This window comes from Mucilaginibacter corticis, assembly GCF_007558865.1.
Lineage (GTDB): Bacteria > Bacteroidota > Bacteroidia > Sphingobacteriales > Sphingobacteriaceae > Mucilaginibacter > Mucilaginibacter corticis.
On sequence record NZ_VLPK01000003.1, the window covers coordinates 1 to 26837 of the forward strand.

Genomic DNA, 26837 nt, shown 5'->3' on the forward strand with positions numbered 1-26837 from the left:
TAGCGGATTCTGAAAAAGTAAACAGGGCCTTAGACAACCTGATGCTTACGCAGGGCTACCGCAGGTTTGAATGGAAATTATTGGATAGTGCACTGAAATCTAATCCTATATTTAAATCTGAAGGCTTAAAGGCTACCATTTCAGGTTTGGTAACCGACCTGAGAAACCGCCCGTTACCAAACGCGGCAGTGCTGCTGGTTTCATTAAACGCCCGCATTAAAAAAACAACCACTACCGATGCCAATGGCAGGTTCAATTTTGACAACTTATTATTTGCCGATAGCGCTAAGTTTGCAGTGCAAGCCAGGGATTTGAAAAATACTGACCATGTTATTATTATTTTAGACAGCATACCCCAAATTAAGATCGCTGCCCAGCAAAGTTTTGCAGATATAAATATCATTAAAGCCAACTTACAAAAAGCCGAGGATGAGGGCACCCCATTGAAGTTAACGGGGCATATTTTAAAGCAGGTAAATATTAAGGATGTTAAATTGAAGAATGAACCAGGGGTCGCAACCCAGGGAATGTTTTCAGTGCCTGATGAAGAGTCGGCAGATAGAGTCATACCTATGAATCATCCGGAACTTTATCCTACAACGCAAACTTTTTTGCAAACAATGATCCCTGGTGTTACCTGGCAGTTAGATAATAAGGGGCATACCAGGTTATTAACTATGCACAGGACGGTTAACTTTTCAAATAGCCCAGCTGATGCAGAGAGTAATGATCTTATACCTCTTCTCAACGGCCGGCCATCAAGCTATGAAGAAATTGAAGATCTTCAACCGGACGAGATCATCAAAATATTATTAGTGACAAAAAATGAAGCTATTAAAAATATATTGAGAACAGGCAATTCTCATCCTGCGGGTTTTATATTATTTATCACTAAAGTACCCGGTGCACGCAAGCAATACATTCCTAATATGGCTAACATATCGCCCAAAGGCTATAACAAAGTACGCCGGTTTTATTCACCGCGTTATGAAAGGCCGGATGCCGGGAATAAACAGCCCGACCTGCGTTCAACCATTTACTGGAACCCGTACGTTAATACGGATGCCACAGGAAAAGCAACATTTGATTTTTACAATGCCGATGGCCCCGGAAAGTACAGGGTAGTGGTGGAGGGCATTAATGCCGCCGGCGAATTAGGCAGACAGGTGTATACTTATAAAGTTGAGTGATGTAAAATAATATGTTAAGCTGTAAAGCAATCGTTATTATGACTAATAACGTCCTAATTGTTCGCCGCGGCCTATCGTTTTATTGGTTTCATAGTAATGCTCGGAAGGTTTCCTTTTTAGTTCCGGATCATATTCAGGGTCGGGTTTTGTTAAATAATAAACCAATACGCACCAAACAAAAGGCAGTATCACAACAAGCAAACCATTTACAATTTTTTGATTTTTGGTGAATAAAGTACTTTTAACCACCCGGCTAACAAAGTAAGATGCTATACTTAAATGGGCAACTATTAAAATTAGTAAAGTGATATTGCCGGCGTTCATTGTGCTTATTAAATTTTCCTTCTAAAAATAACCGATTTTCTGGTTTAAAATATTAAACGTAATTGTTTTATATACAGTATTTTATATGATTTTTAGCTATAAATTTACTGACGTAAAAGTTATACCAAACTGTATCATGAAATCCTTGATAGTAAATTAATTATTTTATTATCAATGAATTGCAAAAACAGGTGTACCAAATGTTCCAACTGTTACACACTCACGTGGTACAGATGAGACAGCCTTACTGCTCTTCTTTAAAAAACACCTTGTAGTAATTCATGGCCTTTTCATCATCAAAACCTTTTTCAATCAGCTTGTTGTCGCCATGTATGTAAATGTGAAAGTTCTTATCCAGCTTTAACACGCTTTTATATACGCGCGCCTGCTTTTTGACCGCGTTGTCCGAGATCTCGAAGGTATCCCCAATACGGGTGTCAAATTCGTCCTCATACTGGCTCTTAAATGTTTTAAACGACTCGATAGCTTTTGGGTTACCAATCACCTCATCGGCAAACTCATCCATATCAAAGGTTTCTTTTTCCTTAAAATACTTCATCGAGCGATTAAGCAGGTCTATTTTATCGGTTTTGTTCATATCAAACTCTTCGTCTATCTTATTAGTGACAAAGTTCTTGTAAATGCCTAAAGCGTTGCTGGTTTGGTTATAGCTGTCGTTACGGATCTTAAGCTGTAAGAAATCGTCTTTCCAGTAAACAGCGGTATCCTGCCCGCGATTGCTGTTATCAATCACCACTACCTTATAGCCATTCTCTTTTTCGATATTGAAGATCAGGCAGCCTTTATCCAGTTTGTTAATATTGATAGCATTCTCTTCATAATCAATCGCGAAACCACCTTTCTCGGGGTATACCTTTAAATAGGTTTCCTTATTCTCTGATTTAAAGATCCCAATAGCATCCAGCAGATTACCCTCTATCTGCACATCCTTAAAGTAAGCCACATACAACTCGCCGGATTTGATGTTGGGATGATTAGCAACCTTATACAGGTGTTTGGCTATCTGTTCAGACGCTTCATGAAACCTTTCCTTATCCTCAAACATCTGTGAGGCAAAGTGATGGATCTCGTTCAATGCCAGGTCGCCGCTGCTGTGCATCAGGTGATAAACCTCGACAGCTTTGCTAAACGGCGACAGGAAATACTGCTTTAACAGGCTTGCTATCAGCTCGTCTTTTAAAACAAGTGGATGGCCTGACAGTGCATACATTTCACTTAGCGCCTGGTTGCCAACGTGATGTACAGAAATAGTATTGAGCGAAGCTTCAAATGAGGTTACCATAATTGGGGCGCAATTTACTTTTTTTACTTTAGGGTTATAGCTATTGTTGCCGCTAATTTGCGACCTTTGCCGCCAATGACTAATACTGAAGAAACCATTGTTGCTTTAGCCACCCCGGCAGGTACAGGGGCTATAGGCGTTATCCGCTTATCGGGCCCTGACGCCATACTTATCGCCAATAGCGTGTTTAAAGGGAAGGATTTGACCAAACAAGGATCGCACACCATCCATTTCGGCAATATATTTGACGGCAACGTAATACTGGATGAAGTATTGGTGTCATTATTTATTGCCCCAAAATCATACACCCGCGAAAACGTGGTAGAGATCTCCTGCCACGGATCTAACTTCATTATTGAATCTATTATAAAACTGCTGATCAAAAAGGGGGCACGCTCTGCCAAAGCCGGTGAGTTTACTTTGCGAGCCTTCCTGAATGGTCAAATGGACCTATCGCAAGCCGAGGCTGTTGCCGATCTAATCGCTTCTAACTCGAAAGCATCGCAACAGGTTGCCTTACAGCAATTAAGAGGAGGATTTAGCAGTCAGCTACAAACCTTGCGCGAACAATTGGTGCAATTTGCCTCGCTGATTGAACTGGAGCTTGATTTTGCCGAAGAGGATGTAGAGTTTGCTAATCGTGACCAGCTAAAAAAACTGATCTACGAGATAGGTAAAGTTATAGGCGCACTGATACAATCGTTCGAGTTGGGTAACGCTATTAAGCATGGCGTAAATACCGTTATAGCCGGCCGGCCAAATGCAGGTAAGTCAACCCTGTTAAACGCGTTGTTAAACGAAGAACGAGCCATTGTAAGCCACATACCTGGTACCACACGCGATACGATAGAGGAAGTGTTAAATATAAACGGTATTAACTTCAGGCTGATTGATACCGCTGGCATCCGTGAAGCTACAGATGCTATTGAAAAGATAGGGGTAGAGCGTACCATGGAAAAGATCGAGCAATCTGCATTGCTGGTGTATGTATATGATGCGGCACAGATAACCAAGGACGAACTTGACAGTGATATTGCAAGCCTGCAACGCCCCGGGGTAACCATGCTGATATTAGCCAATAAAGCAGACTTACTTACGTCAGAACAATTAGAAGGTTTGAGTCAATCACATACGCTAATTATATCCGCAAAGGAAAAAACGCACATTGATGAGCTGAAGTCAAAAATATACCATTCGGCAGTAAAAGACCAATTGGATGCAAACGAAACTTTAGTAACCAACATACGCCACCTTGAAGCGTTGCAAAAAACAGCAGATGCCCTCGGAAGAGTATTAAGCGGGATAGATACCGTTACTTCGGATTTTCTGTCGATGGATATAAAACAAGCCCTGCACTACTTAGGTGAGATTACGGGTGTGGTTACAACTGATGATCTGTTGGAGAATATATTTAGCAAGTTTTGTATCGGAAAGTAGTCGTGTTTCATTGATTTTCAATTATTTGCATTTCAATGCTCCCAACGCAGTTTATTTTTCAATGAGTGGTAATAATTTGCATTGATCTTCCCATTTTGTGTGCCGTTTTTGTAACGCGACACTAATTCAACACCAAAACGTCACCAATTTAGCCCACCATTCGTGGGCTTTTATTTTTGCTCTGTGTTTCTGCTGCTCGTTCTTTTGTGTGTATTGAATGGGGACATTCGGTGACAAAAAATCGTAAATTATTATGGCAAGCATTAGCATCAGAGAAAGAGCATTGAAAGACGGAAAGTCGAGATTGGTACTTGATTATTATTTACCGGGGGGAAAACGGAAAACCGAAAAGCTGGATTTAACCGTAATTGATAAACCGACAACCCGCGAAGAAAGAGAGAATAATAAAACTGCCCGACACTTAGCTGATAAAATCCGTTCAAAAAGATTTTTGGAAATCAGTAACAAAAAATATGGTTTCGCTGATAATCAAAAATCACAAGGTAGTTTTCCCGATTACTTTAAAAAAGAGGTAGAAAAACGTAAGCGCACAGGAAGCCATGGCAATTGGCAAAGCACCTACCAGATATTATTAAAGTTTCTTGACGGTAAAGATCTGACTTTTGAAGAAGTGGACACCGACTTCCTGGAAAAATTTAAAAAGCATTTGCTTGAAGCAAGAATAACCAAAAGTAATACACGCTTGGCACGTAATTCAGCATTGTCATATTTCAACAAAGTGAAGGCCGCTCTTAATCAAGCTTTTGATGATAAAATAATTCAGGATAAAATCGGTCAGCGTGTAAAAAGCATCAAAGAGCAGGATACACACCGTGAGTACCTAACCATTGAAGAACTAAAAAAACTGGTTGATACCGAATGTGAAAGCGATTTACTAAAACGGGCCTTTTTATTTAGTGCGGCTACCGGTCTACGGTGGTCGGATGTTAATTCAATTACCTGGGCTAACATTGAGTATTCAGATGAATTACTGTGCCATCAGTTAAGGTTTGTACAGCAAAAAACTAAAGCTGCTGAAATTTTACCAATCAGCAGTCAAGCGCTTGAGTTTGTCGGTGAGCGAGGTAATGATGTAGATCGCGTGTTTAAAGGATTAAAATATTCTTCATGGCATAATTTAAAACTTAGAGAATGGGTGATGAGGGCGGGTATACGTAAAACAATTACTTTCCATTGCGCACGCCATACCTACGCTACCTTAATGCTTACCCACAACGTTGATATTTTCACTGTTTCGAAATTATTAGGCCACAGAAATCTAAAAACTACGCAAATTTACGCCAAGGTAGTTGACCGCAGAAAGGTTGATGCCATTAATCAGTTACCGACATTTAGTTTTTAGAATTTATGAGTGATTATTCAATATATCGACAGGAGGGAAATAACAAGGAGCCAGCGCTTGATCCATTCCCATAAAAACTAAAATGTTTTTTAAGAAACTTACCGAACGACTTTCAGAGATATATCTAAACAACAATGGTAAGGTATTATTTAGAAAAAATTGCGTACTAGCCGCGTTCGAGCGATGCCTTAAGCCTAGATATAAGTAAAAATCTTCAACAGCATTGCTTTTTTGACGAAATCTATCCATCGGAAGATAACTTACTGCTACAATATTACCTGGCAAAATAATCCTATCTTGAATTTCTTCAATTGGCTTATCGTTTATTGAAAATTCATAATACCATTTTAAGATTCGAGTACCTTCTTTATAGGCGTCTAGATCTAGGCCATTATTCTTTTGAGTAAACTTAAAAACATCAGTATTTATTTGATATGTTATATTATAAGAAAAGGTTATAGCCCGAGGCGCTCTTTTCCCCGTGTCTTTAAAATATTTTATGTCTTCAAAAATTTTTACTAGGTAGGATAGTATTGTACTTTTACCTGTACCATTAGCGCCAATTAAAACAGAAGTGTAAGGTAAATCTGTTGGCTCTCGTTCTTCTAGAGGAACAAATACTAACTGGTCGGCGGGAATGTGGCCTAAATAGCTCTGGTCATCAAAATTTAATTCAATTAGCCGAAACATTTTCAAATGATAAGGTTACTAATGTATTTTAGTAAACTTTAAAAATATGAGAAGACCACTTATCTTCCAAATTATCATTGAAAAGATCTGAAATATTTAATTCAAAATTACTATTGAATATTTTATAAACAAACGTCGCAGTAAATCTCAAATTAATTACTCAATCAGACAACAGGAATTTTTATCACCGATTTTAAAACTGCTTGATTTAGCAATGATTTTCCGCTGTTTTCATCGGTTCGGTGACAGATTGGTAACGCAATAGCATTAACTTGCTGAGAATCTGCACTACTTCACTTTCTGTATCGGGAAATAGAGAGTAATATCTCCATAATATTTTGTTACTCATTCAGAATATCTGATTAACTTGCTATTTATTATAGTTAAGACATGAGAACCAATAACCTGCAGATTTGGTTGATGGCGGTATTGCTGTCAGCAGTTTTTAGTTGTTCGAAGAAAAAATCAGTTGTACCTAATCCATCCAAAGACACCACTACTGTAGTTGTTAATAAGCCGTTGCCAACAAGCGATGTTGTGGGTAAGGTTATTGTAGGTTACCAGGGATGGTTTGCAGCAACAGGCGATGGTTCGCCAATTAACATGTACTGGCACTGGGCGCAAACCTGGGAACAACAGCCTTCGTCAACCAATGTCGCTATTAAATCCTGGCCTGATGTCCGCGATTATGCAACCACTTTTCCTACACAATTTGCTAATTTAAACAATGGCCAGCCGGCTAATGTATTTTCATCTTTTAGTGATCAGACGGTGGATATCCAGTTTAAATGGATGAAACAATATGGCATTGACGGTGCGGCATTACAGCGTTTTAATCCGAGTGGCCTGGAAGGGCCAATACGCGATGCCATGGCAGCAAAAGTAAAAAAAGCTGCAGAGGTAAACGGCGTTAAGTTTTACATCATGTATGATGTTAGCGGTTGGACAAATATGCAAACCGAACTCAAAGCCGATTGGACAAACAAAATGTCGGCATACATTTCATCAACTGCTTATGCAAAACAGAACGGCAAGCCTGTAGTATGTATCTGGGGCTTTGGTTTCAATGATGATAATCATAATTTCAATACCACAGACTGTATCGATGTCATCAAATGGTTTCAAAGTAAAGGCTGTTATGTAATAGGGGGAGTGCCCACGCATTGGCGTGAGCAAAATAGCGACTCAAGACCTGATTTCCTAAGCGTTTATAAAACTTTCAATATGCTGTCGCCATGGATGATAGGGCGTATTGGTAATGCTGATGACTCGGATAATTTTTATGTAAACGTTAATAAAGATGATCAGACATATTGCAACGCTAATGGTATTGATTACCAACCTTGCGTTCTACCCGGTGATCTTCAGGAACGTCAGCGCGCTCACGGCGATTTTATGTGGAGACAGTTCTATAATATGAAAAGGTTAGGGGCGCAAGGTCTTTACATATCTATGTTTGATGAATTTAATGAGGGAAACCAGATCGTAAAAACAGCCGAATCACAAGCATTCGTTCCATCAGGATCAAATTTTATGGCCTTAGATGAAGATGGAACACCATGTTCTTCGGACTATTATTTAAGATTGACCGGAGATGGAGCTAAAATGTTCAAAGGTGTGATTTCATTAACCACAACAAGGCCTACAAAACCAACGCTTTAAACTGTCTAAAGTGGACCACTAAAGAAAGAGTAAAAGTAGCCACTGGTGTGGCTAATAATCTATTTTATGATCTTATAAATTGCGCCTTTTACATCATTCAATAAAGTACCACCGTTCGTGATCACGTACAACTCGCCTGACGGATCTTCGCCCCAACTGGTTATTTTTAGGTTTTCGGGATAGTTTTTTAGTTCAACTTTTCCCCTTTGCCATGCTGCACCTGTTTTTTCGATGTAGTAAATCGGCCCTGTCCAATCGGCAAAGAAGTATTTACCTTTAATAGCCGGCAGTTGCTTTCCATTATAGACATAACCACCAATAACACAGATACCGCTTTTATGGTCATATTCAGAAATTGGTTTTATGGTGCCTGTAAAATCACAATCCTCTTTGGGGTTAAAACAATGATCGCCCTCAACCATCCGCCAGCCATAATTACCACCTTTTTCTATGATATCAGTTTCTTCCCATGCACCCTCTCCGACGTCACAGGTAAACATTTGCTTAGTTGCTTTATCAAAAGAGAACCGCCACGGGTTGCGTAAACCATATGCCCATATCTCCGGCCTGACATCAGTTTTTCCGGCAAAAGGATTATCCTTTGGCACAGTGTAAGTAGAATCGCTATTAACGTTTATGCGTAGTATCTTACCCAGCAGCGTATTTTTATTTTGACCGTTGCCGATAAGGCCGTGCTTATCACCGCCGCCACCGCCATCACCCATGCCGATGTACAGATAACCATCAGGCCCAAATTTTAGGCAACCACCATTATCTCCCTGGCCGGGTTCATCGGCAGTAAATAAGATTCGTCCGCTGTCGGGGTCAACTTGTGTTGAATTTGACGATAATGTGTATTCAGCTACAACATCTTTGTGGTCTGATTTATCAGCAGTAGCGGGCGCGCAGTAAAAAACGTATATCTTCCTATTCGAGCTAAATTGGGGGTGAATAGCAAAGCCCATTAAACCCCTTACATCAACAGGCATAGTTTTAACCAGTTTGCTGCTGATGTCTAACAAAGGTGCATCGGTTAATTTCCCGTCTTTAATCAGCCGTATCTTACCTGTTTGTTCGGCCACAAGTATATCACCATTACCCGGGAATGCCATATCCAAAGGCGATTGCAAATCTGTAACAACTTGTCTGACGTTTAGCGTCAAGGTAGGTGCGGGTAAATCGGCATTAGCCACTTTAATTTTTTTGGAAACGTACGAAGGGAGTAGCAATATGCTAACTCCCCCCGTTAAAAGAATAATAAATAATTTGTTACTAAAGCCTTTTGCCATGCTAATTTTTTATGATCTTATAAATACTTCCGGTGGTAGCGCCCACAGGTCCCGGGCCTGTATCCGTATTGGTTAAAAAATATAACTCGCCTGACTGATCTTCGCCCCAGCCGGTGATCTTAGCGTTTTCAGGATAATTTTGTATCGTGATCTTACCGCGCAACCATGTATTACCGGATTTTTGAAGATACCAGATCGGGCCGGTCCAGTCACCAAAAATATATTTGCTTTTTAATGAAGTTACCTGTTGGCCATTGTAAACATAGCCACCTATAACGGATACGCCTTCACGGTGATTATATTCGGTAATTGGCGGCGTAAGTCCGGTAAAATCGCAGCCCTGGGCAGGGTTGTGGCAATGGTTGCCTTCAACCAGGCGCCAACCATAGTTAGCGCCTTTTTCAAGAATATCAACCTCTTCCCAGGTATCCTGACCAACCTCGCCGATGAATAGCTTTTTAGATACTTTATCTATCGAAATACGGTATGGGTTACGAAAACCATAAGCCCAGATCTCTGGCTTATAACCTGCTTTACCAACAAAAGGATTGTCTTTAGGAACCGAATAGGTAGAATCAACATTAACGTTAATGCGTAAAACTTTACCTAACCATGTATCCATATTTTGTCCGTTACCGATAGGACCATGCTGATCATGCTGACCGCCACCATCACCAAACGTAACATATAAGTAGCCGTCGGCACCGAATACAATACCGCTGCCATTGTGGTTACCGTCGGGTTTATTTTGAGTTAAAATAATGCGTTCGCTGTTAGGGTCTGCCTGGTCTGAATTAGGCAACATTTTATATTCTGCAACAACATCGGTATGATCAAACTTACGGTTGTTTGCCGGGTTTTGAGTTGTTGTAGGCCTGCTGTAAAAAACATAAAATTTCCCATTCGAGCTAAATTTAGGATGCAACACCACATTTAACAAACCGCGTTCTTCATAACCGGTATTAACCTTTATCATTTTGCTTTTCAGGTCGAGCACAACAACATCTGTGAGTTTACCATTTTTAAGTAGCCGGATCTTGCCGGTTTGTTCGGTTACCCAGGCTTTGCCGTTTTCAGGAAAGATCAAAGCTGTAGGTGCTTGTAAACCATCGGTTACTTTTTCTGATTTAACAGTTATGGTTGCAGGGTCACTGTTTTTAGTAAATGAGGGCAACGTAAACACAGTTGCTAACACCAGTAGCGAACTTATTGATGCGTAATATATAGTTTTAACCGGCGTGACTTTCTTCATAAAAAATAAGGTGTGTTAAATTAATGTTTGTTGTTGGTTTGGGCAACAATTTTACAATATATCACTCAGATTAAAAGATAACAAACCTATATTTCTACGCAAACGATGTCGGGCTTTACCTAACAGACTTTGATATATTCAAGGCCAAGCAAATTACTCAGCTTTTGTATTTTCGACGCAATATGGCCATTACCGATAGCGCAATGATGTGCCGGTCCATGTGAGTTCCAGGCTTCAACAAACCCACGGGCACCAATACTGAATTTATACCGGCTGTTGGTATTGCCAATTTCTAAAATTGGGCCTGCAACAGATTCGGCTTCGGCTACCAGCAGCATTATTTTACCATCCACAGTTTCAACTACAGATAACAGCGTCACCGGGCCATATTTTACCGACATCTCTGCCGATAAACCTTTACCCACTTTACCATGATAAACCTGTAAGGGTTTAACTTTTATTTTACCTTCGGCGATGGCTGGATGACAAGGGCCGTCATGCCCCATTAATACCACATCATCATTAAAATCCATAGCATAATACTCGGTAAATGATCCGCCAGCACCAAAGCTATCCATGATTTTCATCGCTTGTACGTTCTTTATCTCGTATTCGCCTGCAACAGGTACGTTGTGCCCTGTAAGTAATGAAGTGCCTAAGATCACTGAACTCATGGTATCTTCATTGGCAGGATTACCTGTGCCTTTATGATAGTAAGCGATAGAACCTAAATTATATTTAGCGACCAATTTATCCAGAGCCACCGCAGTTAACGCAGCGCGTTTTACTTCATCTTCAGAACAATCGCTTTGCACATCAAACCATTTATTGATCGTTTGGATCTTGTCATCTATTTCTACAGGTGTTACGCTATTTCGTAATCCTGATAACTCATCTACTTCAATAATTTCAATATGCCCGCCAAAAGTGACGCACTGCAAAGTCAGGTTTGAGTAGATATCCAGCATACCGCCATAATAATTACCCATTACACCTAAAGTGTTATTGTACATAGTGTGAGCAACTTTTGCTGCTGCTACCCATTCTTCAACCTCCTGCCAAACATGCGGATCGTTATTTAACATACCGGTTATTTGATGAAACGGGATATTTGAGCGTTTAAAAACATTTGCTATTTCAGGCACAGGGCAAGCCGAACAATAGGCCAGCCATTCGCCCGTCATTGTTGTACGGTTATTCAGCTTATTAAAGGTTGAGTAATCAATGGCCGCCTCGGGTGCCAGGTTCAAAACAATAACCGGTACTTTGGCTTTTTTCACCACCGGCAACACAGTTGACGATAGGGCATAAGTGGTAACATATAAAAATATCAATTCTACGTCTTCACGTTTGAACTGACTGCCTGCTTCAAATGCCTTTTGCGGTGTATCTATTAAACCAAGATTGACAACTTCAGCACCATAATTACCCAATTTGCTGCTTACGATATCTATATACCCATGTAATCTTTGTTTTAATCCTTCAAATTGTTCCCAATAGATATCTAAACCGATGCCGAATAACCCGATCTTAATTGGCTGAGTTGTTTTTTGTACAGATGTCATTATTATATTTTAGTTACTTTTTTGGATGGTTACCGGACCTAAAAGCCCTGAACTGTATAAAGGTGAATTTTTATTATAGAAATGGTATGTGGCGAATGTATACCGTTTACCTGGTCTTGGCAAGCCTTTCATTAGCCAGTCAGGCCATTGATCATTTACTATGCCATCGTTAGCAATTTTATCATCCCCAATCAGCCGATTTGGCCAACGGTTTGCAACTTCAATTTCGAGTTTGTTTTGCTTTTTTAAAGCGGATGCTGATATCTCAACGCGCCATGGGGCGGTCCATAATACACCCAGATCTTTTCCATTTAACTTAACCCTTGCCAGATCTTTAACATTACCAAGATCAATAAAAAATGTAGCTTTTTTGTCAGAGGCGATATTTGCCGGAAAGTCAAAAGATTTGGTATATGTTGCTATGCCCGAGTAATACTTTATTCCGTCTTCAGGCCTTGAGATCCAATCGCTTAACTGATTGAAAATTATGTTTTTAGGCCCGCCCCATTTTGCATCAAAAGAAACATTCCATGGGCCATCAATCTTGGCAACAGTCGTAAGAGTATTGAAGTTTTTATTTTTCAATGACGGGGCTGTTCGTACGTCTTTTGTGAATACAACAAAATAGCTTTGGTAAGCATCTAATCGAACAGGGATTATAGTATGGTCACCCTGCTTTTTAAATTGAGGTAATGCCTGTGTTTTGCCTGTTAGCGGATCCCAAAGTTGTGGTGAGCCTTTTATGTTGCGGAATGAAGCATTAGCGTCTACAGGGTTGTCTGACCGGTTTGAAATAAAATACGCATCCCAATTTGAATTGGTACGACGGGTGTAGCGGATAGGCCCGTTTGATTCAAAATCCGGGCTGACGTTCATTTTCTTCAAAATGTTTGCCGTTAGCTCATATTTAGGATAAAGATTGTCTAATTGCTTGTCGAGCTCACCGCCCCAAATAACCCTGCCTTTTCCGTAAGTATGAACAGATTGTGTTGTCGCATCAATATTTGTTCCCCAAACTAATTTAACAAGGGTTGCAATCTCCGCATCACAAGCCGGATAATTTGATAATCCCGGCGATTTTAAAGGAGGCTCACCTACAACAGTCGCACCAGCTTTAACCAATTCTGTTATTTTTTTTAACAGGGCAGGTGTCATGGTTTTTACTGCCGGTAATACCAATATGCGATAACTTGCACCGCCAGGGAAAACAATACTGCCGTTAACAACACCAGCTTTATAAAGTTGGCCCGGTGAACATCCGTCAAAATTATAACCTTTCCTGTCAGGGATTGTATCGTTACCTTCCATAGCAGAAAATGGTGGCCGGAATACATGTGGCGAACCTTCAGGGGTTAAATACAACACATCTGCAACCGTTCTGCCTTGCTGTAAAATATAGCTGCAACGGGTGATGTATTTATGATAATCACCTACCATGGGCCACCAGGTTTGGTTACGGTCCCAATGTACACCATAAGGACCCATCGTAGCGCCCGGACGTAAAGAGTCCGGAAGGAACTGGTTTTCAAACGTGTGATAAACAAACCTATTTACACCGGCTGCAAAGGCCCAGTCGCCCTGGTTTTTCATTGATCCTGGATATTGTTTCCAACCTTCATCATTCTGCGCGGTAAAAGACTCGGCAGGCGTAAGCGACTTGCCGTTAACATGCGCGATAGATGTTGCCTCAACTACACTAAAAGACGAATTAAACCCCAAACCTTTGCTCCAAAACTCGCTCATGGGCACATCGGCTACTGCGCCAAGCTCCAGATCGGCAGTAGGGTTCATATCATATGGCTCGATAGATAATCCCATGCCATTTCTGTGCGCATATTCTTTTACCGCTGCTGCGTGATATTCTAATATCAGTTCTTGAGAAGTTTGGCGCAGGTCCCACAAAAAACGCTCGCTTATTTCGCGGTTGCCAACAATATTACCTGCATAAACAGGGTAGTAGGGTAATGGATCGTAACCGCGTCTTTTTATAAACTCGGCCCGAAAGTGCGGTGTCCAGTTTTGTGAGCCCATTTCCCAGCTATCCATGTGCAGACGTTTTAATCCACCTGCCACTTTAGGATCAGGATTGCCTACCTTGCGTATTAGCTTGCCTATGTAATTATCCAAGTGATCGTTTAATGCTACCGTGTCAAATTTATCAGACTCAAAACCTAAACCAGGAACAGGGGCAGGCCGCGTTATCGCACCATTATTACGACGGCCAAACCGCATGATCGTCCAGTTGCCGGCGGGTGGTGTCCAGTTCAATGTGCCGTCAGGTTTTAAATATTTTGTCAGGTCGACGATCTTATTTTTATCGATCACCGCTTGTTTGGTGGTCTGCGGGTAATCAGCAACCGAAGGCAGGAATTGCTTTACACCCTGTACTGATGAATAAGGTGCACGGTAATACAATGCTTTTTCGTCAATATCCTTGATCTTTTCTGAGACTTCGGGCGTGGGATAAGCCAGCACCGCCACATCTTCGTAAAAATCGTCCCATTGTTTTTTTAGCTCTGTTGTAAAAGCGCCGTCGCCAAAGTATGGGCTTTTAGGTGGTGGTACTGGTAGCACGATTTTATCAGCCTGGCCGCCTTTTACATTTACCGAACTTGAAACCAGGTGTTGCATAGACTGCCCGGGCTTTACCCAAGGGCCGCCGCTGCCTGTCCAACCCGGGCCGATACCTAAGGTTATTTCAATACCCAAACGTTCACTCTCGCGCACAGCATGTTTAAAAAGTTCCTGCCATTGGTCACTCAAAAAATCGACCGGCCCGCGCGGTATGCCAACATTAACTTCAAGGAATATCAAGTTACCTATACCGGCTTTTTTCATGGCCTCCAAATCCTCGGTTATGGATTGCTTATTCATATTGCCATCCATGAAATACCAGTAGACACCGGGCTTGGCAGTATTTGGCAGGTTTACAAAACCCGCTTTTAAAGCTTTAACAGCAAGAGGGGCAATTTGCTGACTATAACCGCAGACGCAGCAAGCCGATAGAATCAGGGTTAATAAAAGTCTGTTTTTTACAAGCAACATCAGAAATTTGGTTTATCAGGCATTGGTTGACGTAAAGATAGCAGGTTGTATTTAAACAACTATCCTTAACAGTCTAACAGTTACACAAGCAATAATTAAAAGCAAAGTCAAAAAAATAATCGTTTAGATATAAGCTATTTAGATAAATTTTGTGATATTTTTGAGTTATGTCAAATATCGTATCTAATACAAATGCCAATATAAAAGTTACCGCCAAATCGGGAGATCTGGAAGTAATAGGAGATGGAACCGTAGTAGTTTCTACCGAACGGCCATTGTCGCTTTCTATAGATGATTTTGAAGTTAAATTTAATTTTGAAAATGATCTGACGGATAAAGCCCGGAGATATTCGGCTGATGTAGCTCAAAGTGTTTTAAGCATTAAAATGATCAATTTTAAAAACCCATTGGGCGAAGGTATAATGGATCCGTGGAAAATTGGTGTTGCGTACAACCGCGCTTGCTATTTGTCATTTTGGGTTTGGACACCTGATGAGAACGCGGAATCGAGAATTATGAATTACGCTATATATTTAGGAGAGCCTGCAAATGGGTAAACTTTCAGACATACCGGTAATTGAAGAAAAAAAATCTGCCCGCCAACCCAGGCTTAGTAGTGATATAGCCGGCAAGGTAACAGAGACTTTAGGCACCGGGGCAAATGCCAAAGACTCGATTGTGTATTATACCATAAAGTGGGCTTTTATAGCAGGTACGATAATTTCTGTTTGTGTAATGATCAATTACTGTGTGTACAGAGACAAAGTATCTGATTTTACCGACGATGTGAAGAAAATCTGGGAAATGGTGGTTCCGATTATTACTTTGGCGTTAGGGTATCTTTTTGGCAAATCGCAAAAATGACACATCAGCATTTTTAAGCGTATACTTGCTTCACACTTTGCTGTCTGTTCATTCTGAACAAAACAAACATGACCACACCGGATAGTAATATAAATACCAGGTAACTATAACTCAGATTAAGCTCGTCTTTAGCCGGAATTATCGACACGACCACATAGGTTAATAACGACAGAATAACATAAACCATTCCGCCTGTTAATCCACCCGACATACCTGCGTTTTTTGGGAACCGGCTAAGGCAGTATGTAAAGTAATTATTGTAAGTAAAGCCTGCACCCACATGGATAAGGAATGCGAATAATACCATCGCATAAATGTTGGTGATAAAGTTGATACTGACAATCATCATCAATACAAACAATAATTGTAAAGCGATATTCACAGACAGTTTGCTGAAAAACGGACGGCTGATCAGAGCTTTGCCAATAAAACCGCCAACCATCCAGGCGAAACCTAATATTAACGAGCAATAACCTGCAACGACAGGCGTAAAATTAAAATGATGCTCAACAATAAAAGGTCCGGTCATGTTGTACATGATCACCATTGAGTAAGCAAAACTTAACATCAGGATGCCTAAACTAAAAGTTGTAGTTTTTATCATTTCGGCATACAAGCCTGCTATAGTTTTTAAGTGGAATACCGTTGGCTTCTTTAAGGTTTCGCCACTGTAAATGATCTCAAGAATAGCTATAACCAATGCTATAGCTGCCAAGAAGTAAAAGTTTGACTGCCAACCTAATGTGCTTTGAAAATAACCGCCAATAAACGGCGCCACAATTGGCCCTGCCGACCAAATGATGGTGAACATGCTTAGGTAGTTTTTAAGCTCATCACCTTGATAAACATCAACAAAATAGGCGCGTTTAGCTACAACAATCATAGCTACTGTTATACCGTGAATTATCCGCATAGCGTAGATCAGGTAAATATTATGCGTAATCGCGATAACAACACTGGACAGTATAAACACAATAAGCGCTGCTAAACTAAATTTATAACGACCATATGAATCTAAAATACTACCCAGGAAAAGCTGCGAAGTACCGTAGCTGATCAGGAATAACGTAAGTGTGAGCTGTACCTGTATGCTGCTGATATGCATATCTGCTCCCATACTTGGCAGCGAAGGGATATAAATATCAGTAGCGAAGCCGGATAGTGGTAACAGCGCAAATGCAAGTATGGTAGAGATACGCCGGTTACTTTCTTTTAACATGCTGGTATTAGTTTAACGTGGCGCAAAAGTACAAATAGCAAAAATGGCTATTGTTGGCTCAAGGTAAATTATACACCGGCTCATTAAAAGCAAAACGGAAGAAGCTTAAATACCTCTTCCGTTTCGCAGGATATGAATTATCCGTTGTTTATTTTGGTGACGCTTTAAATCTGGCTAACCAATTCGGCAATTCTGTTTGAGATACCTACTTCATTATCATACCAGGCAACAACCTTTACCATTTTACCAATAGCTTTGGTAAGGTTACCATCAACGATAGAACTATGGGTATTGCCTAATATATCTGCAGACACAAACTGTTCTTCAGTATATTCTAATATTCCTTTTAGTGAACTATCTGCATATTGTTTTATTACAGCATTAAGGTCTTTAGCCGTTACCTCTTTTTTCAGGTTGATTGACAGGTCTACTATAGAACCATCAATTACAGGCACGCGGTAGGAGAACCCGTCAAGCTTACCTTTCAATTCAGGTAATACGTCGCCAATGGCTTTTGCCGCGCCGGTAGTGGTGGGGATGATAGAATGTGGGGCAGACCGCGCCCTTCGCAGATCCTTATGCGGTGCATCCTGTAAGTTTTGATCCGCAGTAAAAGCATGTACAGTTGCCATATAACCAGATTCAATACCAAACTCTTTATCAAGTATATATAAAACCGGTGCTATACTGCCGGTTGTGCATGATGCTGTCGAGTAGATATTATCATCTCCGATAAGGTGATTATTCACACCATGAACAATTGTTTTTATACCACCAGTAGCAGGTGCGGTGATCAACACTTTTTTAGCACCTGCGTCAATGTGTGCCTGCGCGGCAGACCTGTCTGTAAAGCGCCCGGTCGATTCAATTACAGCATCAATGCCCAGATCTGCCCAAGGCAAGTTCTTCGGATCTTTTTCGCTTAATAACTGTGTTTTTTTGCCGTTAACTATTAAAGCGTCATCACTCCCCTCAACTGTGCCCGGAAAACGCCCGTGGGTACTATCATATTTTAACAGGTGAACCAACGTTTGCAGATTGGTGAGGTCATTGATTGCAACGACTTCAATATCCTGTTTATCTTGTAAGGCCCGCAGCGTCATACGCCCGATACGGCCAAATCCATTAATTGCAATTTTCATATTTCTGTAGTTTTAAAAATCTTCTGTAATCTGATGGAGAAACCATCAGGTGTCTTAAAAACAAGCGCCTCATAGACACCAATCCACCCAGTCCGCAGCGTAAAGCTATTTCTTCAAGAGGTTCATCGCTTTGTTCCACATATAAACGAGCCTGCTCAACACGTAATTTTTCGATGAATTTTGCCGGTGATATATCCGTTTGACGTGTAAAAACACGGGTGAAATTTCTTGAGCTCATATTCATTTTTTCGGCCAGTCGGCCAACATCCAGTTGCTCATGTAACCGCCCTGCCAGTTTTTCTTTTAGCGATATGGCTAATGCCGATGTATCAACAAGGTTGCCAAATTGTACCTGGTAGGGGGGCCTGTTTAGGTAAAAAAATATAAGCTTCCGCGCAATGTCAGCAGCTACGCCACGGCCGCAATCTTCTTCTACCATAGCCAGGGCAAGGTCTATTCCTGATGATACACCACCTGATGTATACAACTGTCCATCACGAGTATGAAAAAAGTTCCGGTCGGGCTTTAAACCTGATCTTTCTAAAATTGTCATTCCGACACCGATAACACCTATCCTGCGGATATGACTATGCGCACTTGTCAACCAGGTATAAAATTCTTCGAAATTTGCCTGCGTGTCATTACCTGTGATCAGCAGTGTATCTATACTCTCGTCCAAATCTTTTAAGTCCGCAAAATCGATCCTAATACCACCTGTACTTATTACTGCTCCGGCAACCGGTGAAACCAATAGAATATCATAAAGATTACGTAGCCTGTTTGCGTGATGAAAAACATCTGCCGGGCCTGCAAAGTCCATCAATATATTGCCGGACATCACTACTATAGCGACCTTCTTTTTAAGCATGATCAAAATTATAGATTACTAAAACTGTCTCAAAGGACATAAATTATACAATTTACGCCATGTATTGAATACAGCATAATATTAACTACCAATATTTAATTAGTTGATATAAGAGGAATTAAAGGTTGATAAAATAAGAAAGCGGCGAGAAATGATTTATTCCTGCCGCTTTCTTATTTTATATGTAGTGCTAATATTAATTAGCTGCTGTACTAACCGGATCAGGCAATGCCGGATTAGCCGGATCATAAACAGCAACAGCTACTCTTGAATCGGCGCAGCCGTAATACAAGAACCATTTCTTTTTAAAATAAACCATGCCCTCAATAAAGACAGTTCCGTTTACATATTGCCCGCTCTTTTCAAATGGTTTCATAGGGCGTAAAAAGGGTAAATCGAGCCTGGTTACAAACTTTGAAGGATCACTACTGTCAAAAAGAGCTTGCCCGGCGCAATAGGAATTGGCATTGAATCGCTCATCACGGCCTTCTTTTGCTTTGTTTTTCCCGTTATAAAAAAGGATGATTCCATTTTTTGTCATTAATGCAGGCGGGCCGCATTCGGTGAGGTCGCTGTCAAAATATCCATTTCTTGGCGACATTAATTCTTTTAGCTCACCATTGGCATCTACCACCGGATTCCAGTTAACCAGATCGGTAGATGTAGCCGCGTATACGTGGTGTTCGCCCCAGTATAACCAATATTTGCCTTTACTTTTAATAATAACCTGTTTGCCATTAACAACCTGGGTTAATATAGAAGCAGATTTACTGGCGATATTAAAGAATTTGCCATTGTAAGCCTTTCTAAAAATCGGTCCATACTTTTTCCAATGGATCAAATCGGTTGATTTGGCAACACCTAAGCGTGGTACATCACGGTTCCATTCCGTATAAAAAACAACATAGGTACCCGTTGTTGTAACCGCTACCCGCGGATCTTCACAGCCACCCGGCCATTCATATTTTTTTGCTATATCATTATCGGGGAACAAGACAGGAGTGGGGCGTCTTTTGTAAGTAATTCCGTCACTGCTTTCGGCATAACCAATGCGCGATGTACGAAAACCTATTCCTGTTCCATAAAGATCTTCGGCGCGGTACATCACCACGATCTTGCCGTTTTTTACAGTTGCTGCCGGGTTGAATGTATCGTTAGCTTCCCAGGCGACTTCTTTTTTACTTACAGGATCTAAAAATCGCGAATCTTTATTAGGGGAAATAATAGGATCGATATCCTCAGAACGTACAAAACCGCCAAATGCCCATTTGGGTAATTTGTTTTCTACATTTTGCGCATAACAGTTTATAGATGCTAACAGCAGTATTGCCAGCCTAATACTTATCCAGTTTTTTCTCATTTCTTATTGGTTTATCAAATAAATATAGCGGCTTTTTACAGCATGCTATATTTTTATGTGTATGCTAATTAATTTATTATGGCTGTTCCATCACATAAAGTGAATTAACCTCTGCATCGCTCAATACTTTATTGTAAAGGCGAATATCGTCTAACGATCCCTGGAAATAACTGGCGCCATAAAAATAGTTGGGGTTTGAGGTATCGCTAAAGTTATAAGCAGTTTTTGGTAGTTCATTACCGATACAGACATTTACGATAGTTTTTGGCGCTATCAAATTACCGGTAGTAGTTACGCTTTTTACTAATTTGCCGTTGATGTAAAAAACAATGGTACCAGGGGTGAAGGTAACGATCAATTGGCTCCAGGTATTTAGCTGCACAGCGCCGGGATTATCATCAACATCATGTATACCGGCATCGGTTGACACAGTCAGGAATGGAAAGTTGTTGCCTTGTAACTGGAACTTATAGCCAAAGTAATGATCGACAGAGAAAATGTAATTACCATTACTTGCTACAGTTGGTTTAACCCATACGCTTATGGAAAAACTACTTGGATACAATGAATTATTATAAGGTATTTCAACATATGCCCCTTTATCAAATGCATAGGCTTTGTTTGCAGCGCCGTACCTGTCAGTAGTAAGTATGGGTACAGTACCTCCGTCAGTTGCAGCAGCAGCAGTTGCACCAATGTAATTGGTCTTTAGTGCACCGTTATGGCCATTGCCTGAGGCATCGGTAACGTCGCCGTCAAATTTCCAATACGCAACCAGGTTTTCAGGAGATACCTCGAGTATCAACTTGTTCTTAAATGCAATCTCGGCACGTATAAGATTGGCGTTTGCATTATTTACCTCTTGCTGGGTAAATGCACCTGTTTTAACTTGAGTTGCCAGGTCTATAGCTTGTTTAAGCGTAGCTTTTGAGCCTGTTGCATAGTCACCGGCTTGCTTTCCTTCAGTAGCACTATTGTACAAAGTGTTTGCCGAATCTATTTGTAAGCTAAGTTTTGCTTTATCAGAATTAGTATTACGTGAATCCTCATTCTTTTTACAAGATTGGGTCAATATTATTACAGCCGTCAATAACATAACAGCTTTTATCAATTTGGTTAGTCGTTTCATGTTCATTTTTAATTAAAACGTGTTACAAGCCTAATTTCGGGTTACTATCTCTTTCGCTTTGCGGGATAGGGAAATATTTATTGGTGTTATAATTAAATAACGGCACATCTGACAAAGCCGAGTTGGCATAAGCAGATCCATAACGAATAATATCAAAGAAGCGATGAAATTCAAGCGCCAATTCAGAACGTCTTTCTCTGCGGATAATGTCGCGTAACTGCGACTGATCTGTCGTAGTAATATCAGGTAGTAGGCCTGCAGGTACAGTACCAAAACCAGGTAAAGTATTGTCGTACAAATAACTTTCACGGGCGCGTTTTCTCACACGATTAAGTGGAGCTAACGCCTGGGCACTACTACCGGCTTCATTTAAAGCCTCGGCTTCAATTAACAACACATCAGCAAAACGGATTGCAGGATAGTTTAAATTACCATCGCCTTTGATATTTGTTGCAATTTCTGATAAAGGTTGACAGTCTTTTTTGCTGAGATAGCCGGTGCTTGTCCAGCTCGGATCAAATGTACTGTCAAAATATGGATGGCCGGCGCGGGCTACAGTATAATCCAAACGTGGATCATCAACCCCGCCCGGCGATTTTTCAAAATTACTTACAAGGCTTTGAGTTGGATAAAAGAAACCATAGCCGTTAATTGTGCGTGGTGCAAACCATTGGTTAAGCGTATTACCCTGAAAGGGTGTTAAACCGGTTTGGTGCATCACGGTAAATACGGCTTCATTATTGTTTTTTGTAGCTGCGCGAAAATTATCTGCAAACACCTGCAACAAGCTATAAACATTCAGATCATCAACTGCTTTTGCCGTTGATGCAGCCAAAGCCCATTTTTGCTCAAACAAATAAGTTTTTGCTAAAAGGGCTAATGCCGCACCTTTTGTAGCGCGGCCAATATCGCCCCCTGTTTGCGTGGTTGGCAGGTCAGCCGCTGCATCTGTACAATCTTTTTCAATTTGTGCGTAAACGGTAGCTTGGGGTGATATTGGTTTTTGTGCCTCCAAAGGTGTCTCAACCGTTAAATGGAGTGGGATATTACCATAAGTGGTAGTAAGGACAAAATAGTAATAGGCTCTTAAAAATTTAGCTTGCGCCAAAGCCTGTGTTTTTACCGTCGCGCTTATCCCGGTTGCATTTCCTGATGTTAATCCATCAGTAACCACATTGCAGGCAAAAATGCCCTGATAGTACCTTTTCCACAAACCTTCGACAGCAGAATTTATCGGCGTGATATTAAAATCATTGATCAATTGAAAATCAGCCTGATCGCCCGCACTTCCGCCTTTTATGGCATCGTCAGAGGCTACATCCCCCAAAACCCAAATTGTATTTGAGGATGCATCCGTAAAACTTAAAGGCGTGTAGGCAGCATTTATTGCCAACAGCGTATTAGCATCACTGTTAAAGAAATTCTTGTCGGTGTATTGACCCTTTATAGATTGGTCTAATACCTTTTTGCAACCCGTAGCAATAATAAGCAGGGAGGCAACCAAAAATATATAGAGGTTATGTTTTGTTTTCATCTTTCTGTAAATTAAAGGTTAGAAATTTGCGTTGATACCGGCTGTTAATATGAGTGCCGACGGATAGGTACCCCAATCAATTCCTACGCCTCTGGTGTTGTCGCCTGCGTTATTATCATTGAAGTATTGTTCCGGATCAAGGCCTTTGTATTTGGTAAAAGTGAGCAGGTTTTGCCCGCTTACATATATCCGCACAGACGATAACCCGAGCGGTTTTAAAGCGTTTTTACCTAACCTATAACCTAATTGTACATTCTTAAGCTTTAAATATGAACCACTTTCTAAAAAACGGGTTGATGGTTGCTTATTGTTAGCGGCATCAGACCATGACAGTAAAGGATTGCTATTGCTTGTGCCCGGGCCTGTCCAGCTTTGAGTGGCAGTGGCTTGGGTGATGTTAAACGGACGATAAAAACCTTCTAATTCGGTCATTACCTGGTCGTATATTTTATTGCCATAAACGCCCTGGAAGAATACGCTCAGATCCCAGTTTTTATAACTGACATTGGTGGTTAAGCCATAGGTTAATTTAGGGATAGCGCTACCGGCAAAAACACGGTCATTTCCATCAATAACACCGTCACCGTTCACGTCTTTATACATCACGTCGCCTGGGCGTACTCCCGGGCCCTGGTAAGCGTGTGTAAAAATTTGCTGAGTATTTTGGAAAATACCTTCCTGTTGTAACAAGTAAAATGAACCTATGGGATGGCCAACATCTGTACGCGTGGCAAAAACACCATTATCTATGCGGCCACCAGGAAGGGATGGGTTGCCACCTAAAGAAACGACCTCATTTTTCTCTGTTGCCAGGTTACCATTAATACCTATATTCCAATCATTACCTATCTTAGTACGATAGTTTATATCCAACTCAAATCCCTGGTCACGCACTTTACCCGCATTAATAAATGGAGCGGAAGCTTGCCCGGCGCTGCTTGGTAATTGCAGTGGCAGTAATACATTGTTGGTGTTTTTTATATAATAGTCGGCAGTTATTTGCAAGGCGCTGTTAAACAAACCTATGTCTAAACCAATGTCCTGTTGAGTGGTGACTTCCCACTGGATCTTTGGGTTACCAATAGCGCCAATAGTAGAACCCTGATTGGTCACACTGTTAAAAGGATAGTAATAATTGCCGAAAAAGGTTGACAGGTATGGGTAATCATTCAAAGCCTGTTCATTACCCAATTGGCCTACGTCAACCCTCAATTTAAGGTTTGATATTGGCTTTATATCTTTCATAAAATCTTCCTGGTCAATGCGCCAGCCTAATGAGCCCGAATAAACCGATTTTGAGCGGTTTGTTGGGTCTAATTTAGATGAAGCATCCCAACGGTAATTGAAACTGGCCAGGTATTTATTATTATACTGATAATTTACACGCCCAAATAAAGAAGAAAGGCTGTGAGAACTTTCAATACCGCCATTTTGCATACCGGCTAAGCCACCCAAACTCAGGTATTGAAAATCAGGAGTTTGGTTTACAAAACCTACACGAGACGCACTCAAGTCTTGTACATCCTCTACAACTGTTTCTGTACCTACAATAAAGCTGAAATCATGTTTATCCAGCTTTAAATCATAATTTGCGGTATTTGTCCAGTTGTAAGTAAAGTCGAGTGTTTGCGTTTGAGCCAGTGACGCCGGGGTGTTGAAACTTCTGTCAGCGCCGTACGTTCCAAAAAACTGCTTATAATTTACTTGCCTCAGGTTTACGCCCAAATCAGATTTGATTCTTAAGTTTTTTATAGGTGTTAATTCACCAAAAACATCCCCTAATACCGAGTAGTTATAATGATTATCATCTGTAGAAGCCGCTAACTGTATGGGGTTAATGCCATCGCCTAAAAAATTACCTAAAGTTGCGTTTTGCTTAGGTAAATCTACAAACTGCCCGTTGGGTCCGTAAACAGGCGTACCCGGCGTGCGGAACAAAGCATAACGTACTACACTTGGTTGTGCGCCGGTAAAGCCATCACCTGACGAACCAACCACGCGGGTTTTCTCATAAACCAGGTTTAAATTGGTGCCAAATTTTAAATATTTTGTAGGGCTGCTATTGATTGCTGTACGTAGGTTGTAGCGCCTGAAAGATGAGTTTTCTATCAAACCATTTTGACTGAAAACGTTACCCGAAACAATATAATTTGAAGTGGCATTGCCTCCGCTTACTGATAAATTGATATTTGTTACCGGTGCAGGCCGCAACAGTTTTTTTAGCCAGTTCACATCAGACAGCGTAGCGGCAAGGCTATCGGAAATACCAGGCCGCCCATCATTTTTTGCTGCCATATTATATGCGCTTACGTATTGCGCATTGTTGGCCATTTTAATTAAATGCGTGGCCGATTGTACGCCGGTATAGGCATTTACACTTAATTTAGCTTTACCCTCGCTGCCATGTTTGGTAGTAATAATAACCACGCCGCCGGCGGCACGGGCACCATATATGGCTGCAGACGATGCATCTTTCAAAATATTGATACTTTCAATATCGTCTGGTGCTAGCTGGTCAATACCGCTTAATTGATTGCCATTGGTAGTTGATACAGGACTATTCGCAACCGGCACACCATCAATTATATAAAGTGGGGTTATGCCATTAATAGTGTTTAAGCCACGTACCTGTACACTAATGCCACCGCCGGGAGCACCATTGTTTTGTGTTACGGTAACACCTGCCGCTTTACCCTGAATGATTTGGTCAACACCACCAACAGGTATACCTGCAAGGTCTTTTGTGCTGATAACAGAAACCGCACCGGTAAGATCTTTTTTGCGTTGTGTGCCGTAGCCAGTAACAATTACCTCATTTAAATTACCGGCATCTTCAGTAAGGGTAATAGTGATCGCCGACTTGCCCGCGGTTTCAACTTCCTGCGTTTTAAAGCCGATATAGGTAACTACCAATATGGTATTGTCGGGAACGGTAACGGTAAAATTTCCATCCGCGTCGGTTTGCGTTATCGAGCTGCCGTTCTTAATAGCTATAGTTGCGCCCGGTAGGGGTTCGCCCTTCGTATCTACTACCTTACCCTTTATGGTAATATCGGCCGTTTGCGGGGCAGATTGCCGGGTTATCACAATAAGGTTATTATTTAATATCCTGAATGATAAGCCTGTATTTTTAAAAGCGTTATCCAGAATTTGAGGTACGGTAACATCTTTAACATCGATAGTTACTTTCCTTTGGGCTATGGCCTGGTTGTTATATAAGAATGTATAACTGCTTTTTTGTTCAAGCATCTCGAATAGCTTGTCGAACTTGACGTTTTTTACAGTTAGGTCTAATTTGTCTTGTGAGCGTACCGCCGCAGAAACATGCATTAAGGCGATAAGTATAAAGAATGTTGTTAGTTTCACACACAATAGTATTTTTTTGCCAATAGCAGGGTCAATGAAATAACTTAAAGTTTTTTTCATACTTTTGAATTGTTGAGGTTAATAAAATCTAAAAAAGCCTGGTATCCAGTCAGATATTTGGGTAGCATCGGATAACCCCAATAGAGGAAGTGTTCCCGCACTTCCTTATTTTTTTGAGGTTAAAAAGCTGTCGTGAAAATAAATTTACGTCATGTGTTTTTTCCTTTCTTCTCCT

At 40.9% G+C, this 26837-nt stretch carries 20 protein-coding genes; 6 read left to right on the plus strand and 14 right to left on the minus strand.

The window, feature by feature from the left end; translation table 11 throughout:
* Positions 1-1190 (plus strand): carboxypeptidase-like regulatory domain-containing protein (locus tag FO440_RS15300; RefSeq protein ID WP_144249167.1); only part of this gene is annotated, 1190 nt, incomplete at its 5' end.
* A gap of 42 nt (positions 1191-1232) precedes the next feature.
* On the opposite strand, the gene FO440_RS15305 is transcribed toward FO440_RS15300, so the two are convergent.
* Together FO440_RS15305 and FO440_RS15310 are read right to left on the minus strand one after the other, a co-directional pair.
* Positions 1233-1514: a hypothetical protein gene (locus tag FO440_RS15305; protein WP_144249168.1), complete on the minus strand. Its 282-nt coding sequence runs from the start codon at positions 1512-1514 to the stop codon at positions 1233-1235.
* Between the two features lie 244 nt (positions 1515-1758).
* On the minus strand, positions 1759-2817 hold the full coding sequence (locus FO440_RS15310; RefSeq protein WP_144249169.1) for a nucleoid-associated protein: 1059 nt from the start codon (positions 2815-2817) through the stop codon (positions 1759-1761).
* 75 nt (positions 2818-2892) lie between these two features.
* On the opposite strand from FO440_RS15310, the gene mnmE reads away from it, so the two are divergent.
* On the plus strand, positions 2893-4254 hold the full coding sequence (gene mnmE, locus FO440_RS15315) for a tRNA uridine-5-carboxymethylaminomethyl(34) synthesis GTPase MnmE (protein WP_144249170.1): 1362 nt from the start codon (positions 2893-2895) through the stop codon (positions 4252-4254).
* A 304-nt stretch (positions 4255-4558) separates the two neighbouring features.
* A complete protein-coding gene (locus FO440_RS15320; protein ID WP_222103995.1) occupies positions 4559-5617 on the plus strand; it encodes a site-specific integrase in 1059 nt (352 codons plus the stop codon).
* Positions 5618-5620: 3 nt separating this feature from the next.
* On the opposite strand, the gene FO440_RS15325 is transcribed toward FO440_RS15320, so the two are convergent.
* Positions 5621-6307, minus strand: a complete 687-nt coding sequence (locus FO440_RS15325; RefSeq protein ID WP_144249172.1) for an ATP-binding protein — start codon at positions 6305-6307, stop codon at positions 5621-5623.
* Positions 6308-6697: 390 nt separating this feature from the next.
* Here FO440_RS15325 and FO440_RS15330 point away from each other — a divergent pair, with 390 nt between their 5' ends.
* Positions 6698-7969 (plus strand): glycoside hydrolase family 71/99-like protein, encoded by a 1272-nt coding sequence (locus FO440_RS15330; protein WP_144249173.1) that lies wholly within the window; start codon positions 6698-6700, stop codon positions 7967-7969.
* 59 nt (positions 7970-8028) lie between these two features.
* On the opposite strand, the gene FO440_RS15335 is transcribed toward FO440_RS15330, so the two are convergent.
* The 4 genes from FO440_RS15335 to FO440_RS15350 form a co-directional block, all read right to left on the minus strand.
* Positions 8029-9258, minus strand: coding sequence for a PQQ-dependent sugar dehydrogenase (locus FO440_RS15335; RefSeq protein WP_144249174.1), 1230 nt, complete (start codon positions 9256-9258; stop codon positions 8029-8031).
* A 1-nt stretch (position 9259) separates the two neighbouring features.
* Positions 9260-10510, minus strand: coding sequence for a PQQ-dependent sugar dehydrogenase (locus FO440_RS15340; protein WP_144249175.1), 1251 nt, complete (start codon positions 10508-10510; stop codon positions 9260-9262).
* Positions 10511-10629: 119 nt separating this feature from the next.
* The gene (locus FO440_RS15345; protein ID WP_144249176.1) at positions 10630-12075 is read right to left on the minus strand and encodes an arabinose isomerase; all 1446 of its coding nucleotides are present in this window, start codon (positions 12073-12075) and stop codon (positions 10630-10632) included.
* A 9-nt stretch (positions 12076-12084) separates the two neighbouring features.
* Positions 12085-15120 (minus strand): glycosyl hydrolase, encoded by a 3036-nt coding sequence (locus tag FO440_RS15350; RefSeq protein ID WP_144249177.1) that lies wholly within the window; start codon positions 15118-15120, stop codon positions 12085-12087.
* 167 nt (positions 15121-15287) lie between these two features.
* Here FO440_RS15350 and FO440_RS15355 point away from each other — a divergent pair, with 167 nt between their 5' ends.
* The gene (locus tag FO440_RS15355) at positions 15288-15677 is read left to right on the plus strand and encodes a DUF6864 domain-containing function (RefSeq protein WP_144249178.1); all 390 of its coding nucleotides are present in this window, start codon (positions 15288-15290) and stop codon (positions 15675-15677) included.
* On the plus strand, positions 15670-15984 hold the full coding sequence (locus FO440_RS15360) for a hypothetical protein (RefSeq protein WP_144249179.1): 315 nt from the start codon (positions 15670-15672) through the stop codon (positions 15982-15984). Before FO440_RS15355 ends, FO440_RS15360 begins: the two co-directional genes overlap by 8 nt.
* 13 nt (positions 15985-15997) lie before the next feature.
* On the opposite strand, the gene FO440_RS15365 is transcribed toward FO440_RS15360, so the two are convergent.
* The 7 genes from FO440_RS15365 to FO440_RS15395 all read right to left on the minus strand — a co-directional run bounded on the left by FO440_RS15365 (position 15998) and on the right by FO440_RS15395 (position 26662).
* A complete protein-coding gene (locus tag FO440_RS15365; protein ID WP_144249180.1) occupies positions 15998-17203 on the minus strand; it encodes an MFS transporter in 1206 nt (401 codons plus the stop codon).
* Between the two features lie 164 nt (positions 17204-17367).
* The gene (gap, locus tag FO440_RS15370) at positions 17368-18345 is read right to left on the minus strand and encodes a type I glyceraldehyde-3-phosphate dehydrogenase (protein ID WP_144249181.1); all 978 of its coding nucleotides are present in this window, start codon (positions 18343-18345) and stop codon (positions 17368-17370) included.
* Positions 18329-19213: a GlxA family transcriptional regulator gene (locus FO440_RS15375; RefSeq protein ID WP_144249182.1), complete on the minus strand. Its 885-nt coding sequence runs from the start codon at positions 19211-19213 to the stop codon at positions 18329-18331. Before FO440_RS15375 ends, gap begins: the two co-directional genes overlap by 17 nt.
* A gap of 196 nt (positions 19214-19409) precedes the next feature.
* Positions 19410-20573 carry a glycoside hydrolase family 130 protein gene (locus FO440_RS15380; protein WP_144249183.1) on the minus strand — a complete coding sequence of 388 codons (1164 nt, stop codon included), beginning with the start codon at positions 20571-20573 and terminating at the stop codon, positions 19410-19412.
* A gap of 76 nt (positions 20574-20649) precedes the next feature.
* Positions 20650-21702, minus strand: coding sequence for a LamG domain-containing protein (locus FO440_RS15385; RefSeq protein WP_186292699.1), 1053 nt, complete (start codon positions 21700-21702; stop codon positions 20650-20652).
* A gap of 22 nt (positions 21703-21724) precedes the next feature.
* The gene (locus FO440_RS15390) at positions 21725-23236 is read right to left on the minus strand and encodes a RagB/SusD family nutrient uptake outer membrane protein (RefSeq protein WP_144249185.1); all 1512 of its coding nucleotides are present in this window, start codon (positions 23234-23236) and stop codon (positions 21725-21727) included.
* A gap of 18 nt (positions 23237-23254) precedes the next feature.
* Entirely contained in the window at positions 23255-26662 is a 3408-nt protein-coding gene (locus FO440_RS15395; RefSeq protein ID WP_144249186.1) for a SusC/RagA family TonB-linked outer membrane protein, read from the minus strand.
* Positions 26663-26837: the final 175 nt, after the last annotated feature.

What these genes read in the sequence shown, in the direction of transcription:
- FO440_RS15310 (WP_144249169.1), bottom strand. Translation starts at nt 2,817, where the DNA reads ATGGTAACCTCATTTGAAGCTTCGCTCAATACTATTTCTGTACATCAC.
- FO440_RS15380 (WP_144249183.1), bottom strand. Translation starts at nt 20,573, where the DNA reads ATGAGAAAAAACTGGATAAGTATTAGGCTGGCAATACTGCTGTTAGCA.
- FO440_RS15355 (WP_144249178.1), top strand. Translation starts at nt 15,288, where the DNA reads ATGTCAAATATCGTATCTAATACAAATGCCAATATAAAAGTTACCGCC.
- FO440_RS15350 (WP_144249177.1), bottom strand. Translation starts at nt 15,120, where the DNA reads ATGTTGCTTGTAAAAAACAGACTTTTATTAACCCTGATTCTATCGGCT.
- mnmE (WP_144249170.1), top strand. Translation starts at nt 2,893, where the DNA reads ATGACTAATACTGAAGAAACCATTGTTGCTTTAGCCACCCCGGCAGGT.
- FO440_RS15330 (WP_144249173.1), top strand. Translation starts at nt 6,698, where the DNA reads ATGAGAACCAATAACCTGCAGATTTGGTTGATGGCGGTATTGCTGTCA.
- FO440_RS15385 (WP_186292699.1), bottom strand. Translation starts at nt 21,702, where the DNA reads ATGAAACGACTAACCAAATTGATAAAAGCTGTTATGTTATTGACGGCT.
- FO440_RS15375 (WP_144249182.1), bottom strand. Translation starts at nt 19,213, where the DNA reads ATGCTTAAAAAGAAGGTCGCTATAGTAGTGATGTCCGGCAATATATTG.
- FO440_RS15390 (WP_144249185.1), bottom strand. Translation starts at nt 23,236, where the DNA reads ATGAAAACAAAACATAACCTCTATATATTTTTGGTTGCCTCCCTGCTT.
- FO440_RS15325 (WP_144249172.1), bottom strand. Translation starts at nt 6,307, where the DNA reads ATGTTTCGGCTAATTGAATTAAATTTTGATGACCAGAGCTATTTAGGC.
- FO440_RS15335 (WP_144249174.1), bottom strand. Translation starts at nt 9,258, where the DNA reads ATGGCAAAAGGCTTTAGTAACAAATTATTTATTATTCTTTTAACGGGG.
- FO440_RS15305 (WP_144249168.1), bottom strand. Translation starts at nt 1,514, where the DNA reads ATGAACGCCGGCAATATCACTTTACTAATTTTAATAGTTGCCCATTTA.
- FO440_RS15365 (WP_144249180.1), bottom strand. Translation starts at nt 17,203, where the DNA reads ATGTTAAAAGAAAGTAACCGGCGTATCTCTACCATACTTGCATTTGCG.
- FO440_RS15395 (WP_144249186.1), bottom strand. Translation starts at nt 26,662, where the DNA reads ATGAAAAAAACTTTAAGTTATTTCATTGACCCTGCTATTGGCAAAAAA.
- gap (WP_144249181.1), bottom strand. Translation starts at nt 18,345, where the DNA reads ATGAAAATTGCAATTAATGGATTTGGCCGTATCGGGCGTATGACGCTG.
- FO440_RS15340 (WP_144249175.1), bottom strand. Translation starts at nt 10,510, where the DNA reads ATGAAGAAAGTCACGCCGGTTAAAACTATATATTACGCATCAATAAGT.
- FO440_RS15345 (WP_144249176.1), bottom strand. Translation starts at nt 12,075, where the DNA reads ATGACATCTGTACAAAAAACAACTCAGCCAATTAAGATCGGGTTATTC.
- FO440_RS15360 (WP_144249179.1), top strand. Translation starts at nt 15,670, where the DNA reads ATGGGTAAACTTTCAGACATACCGGTAATTGAAGAAAAAAAATCTGCC.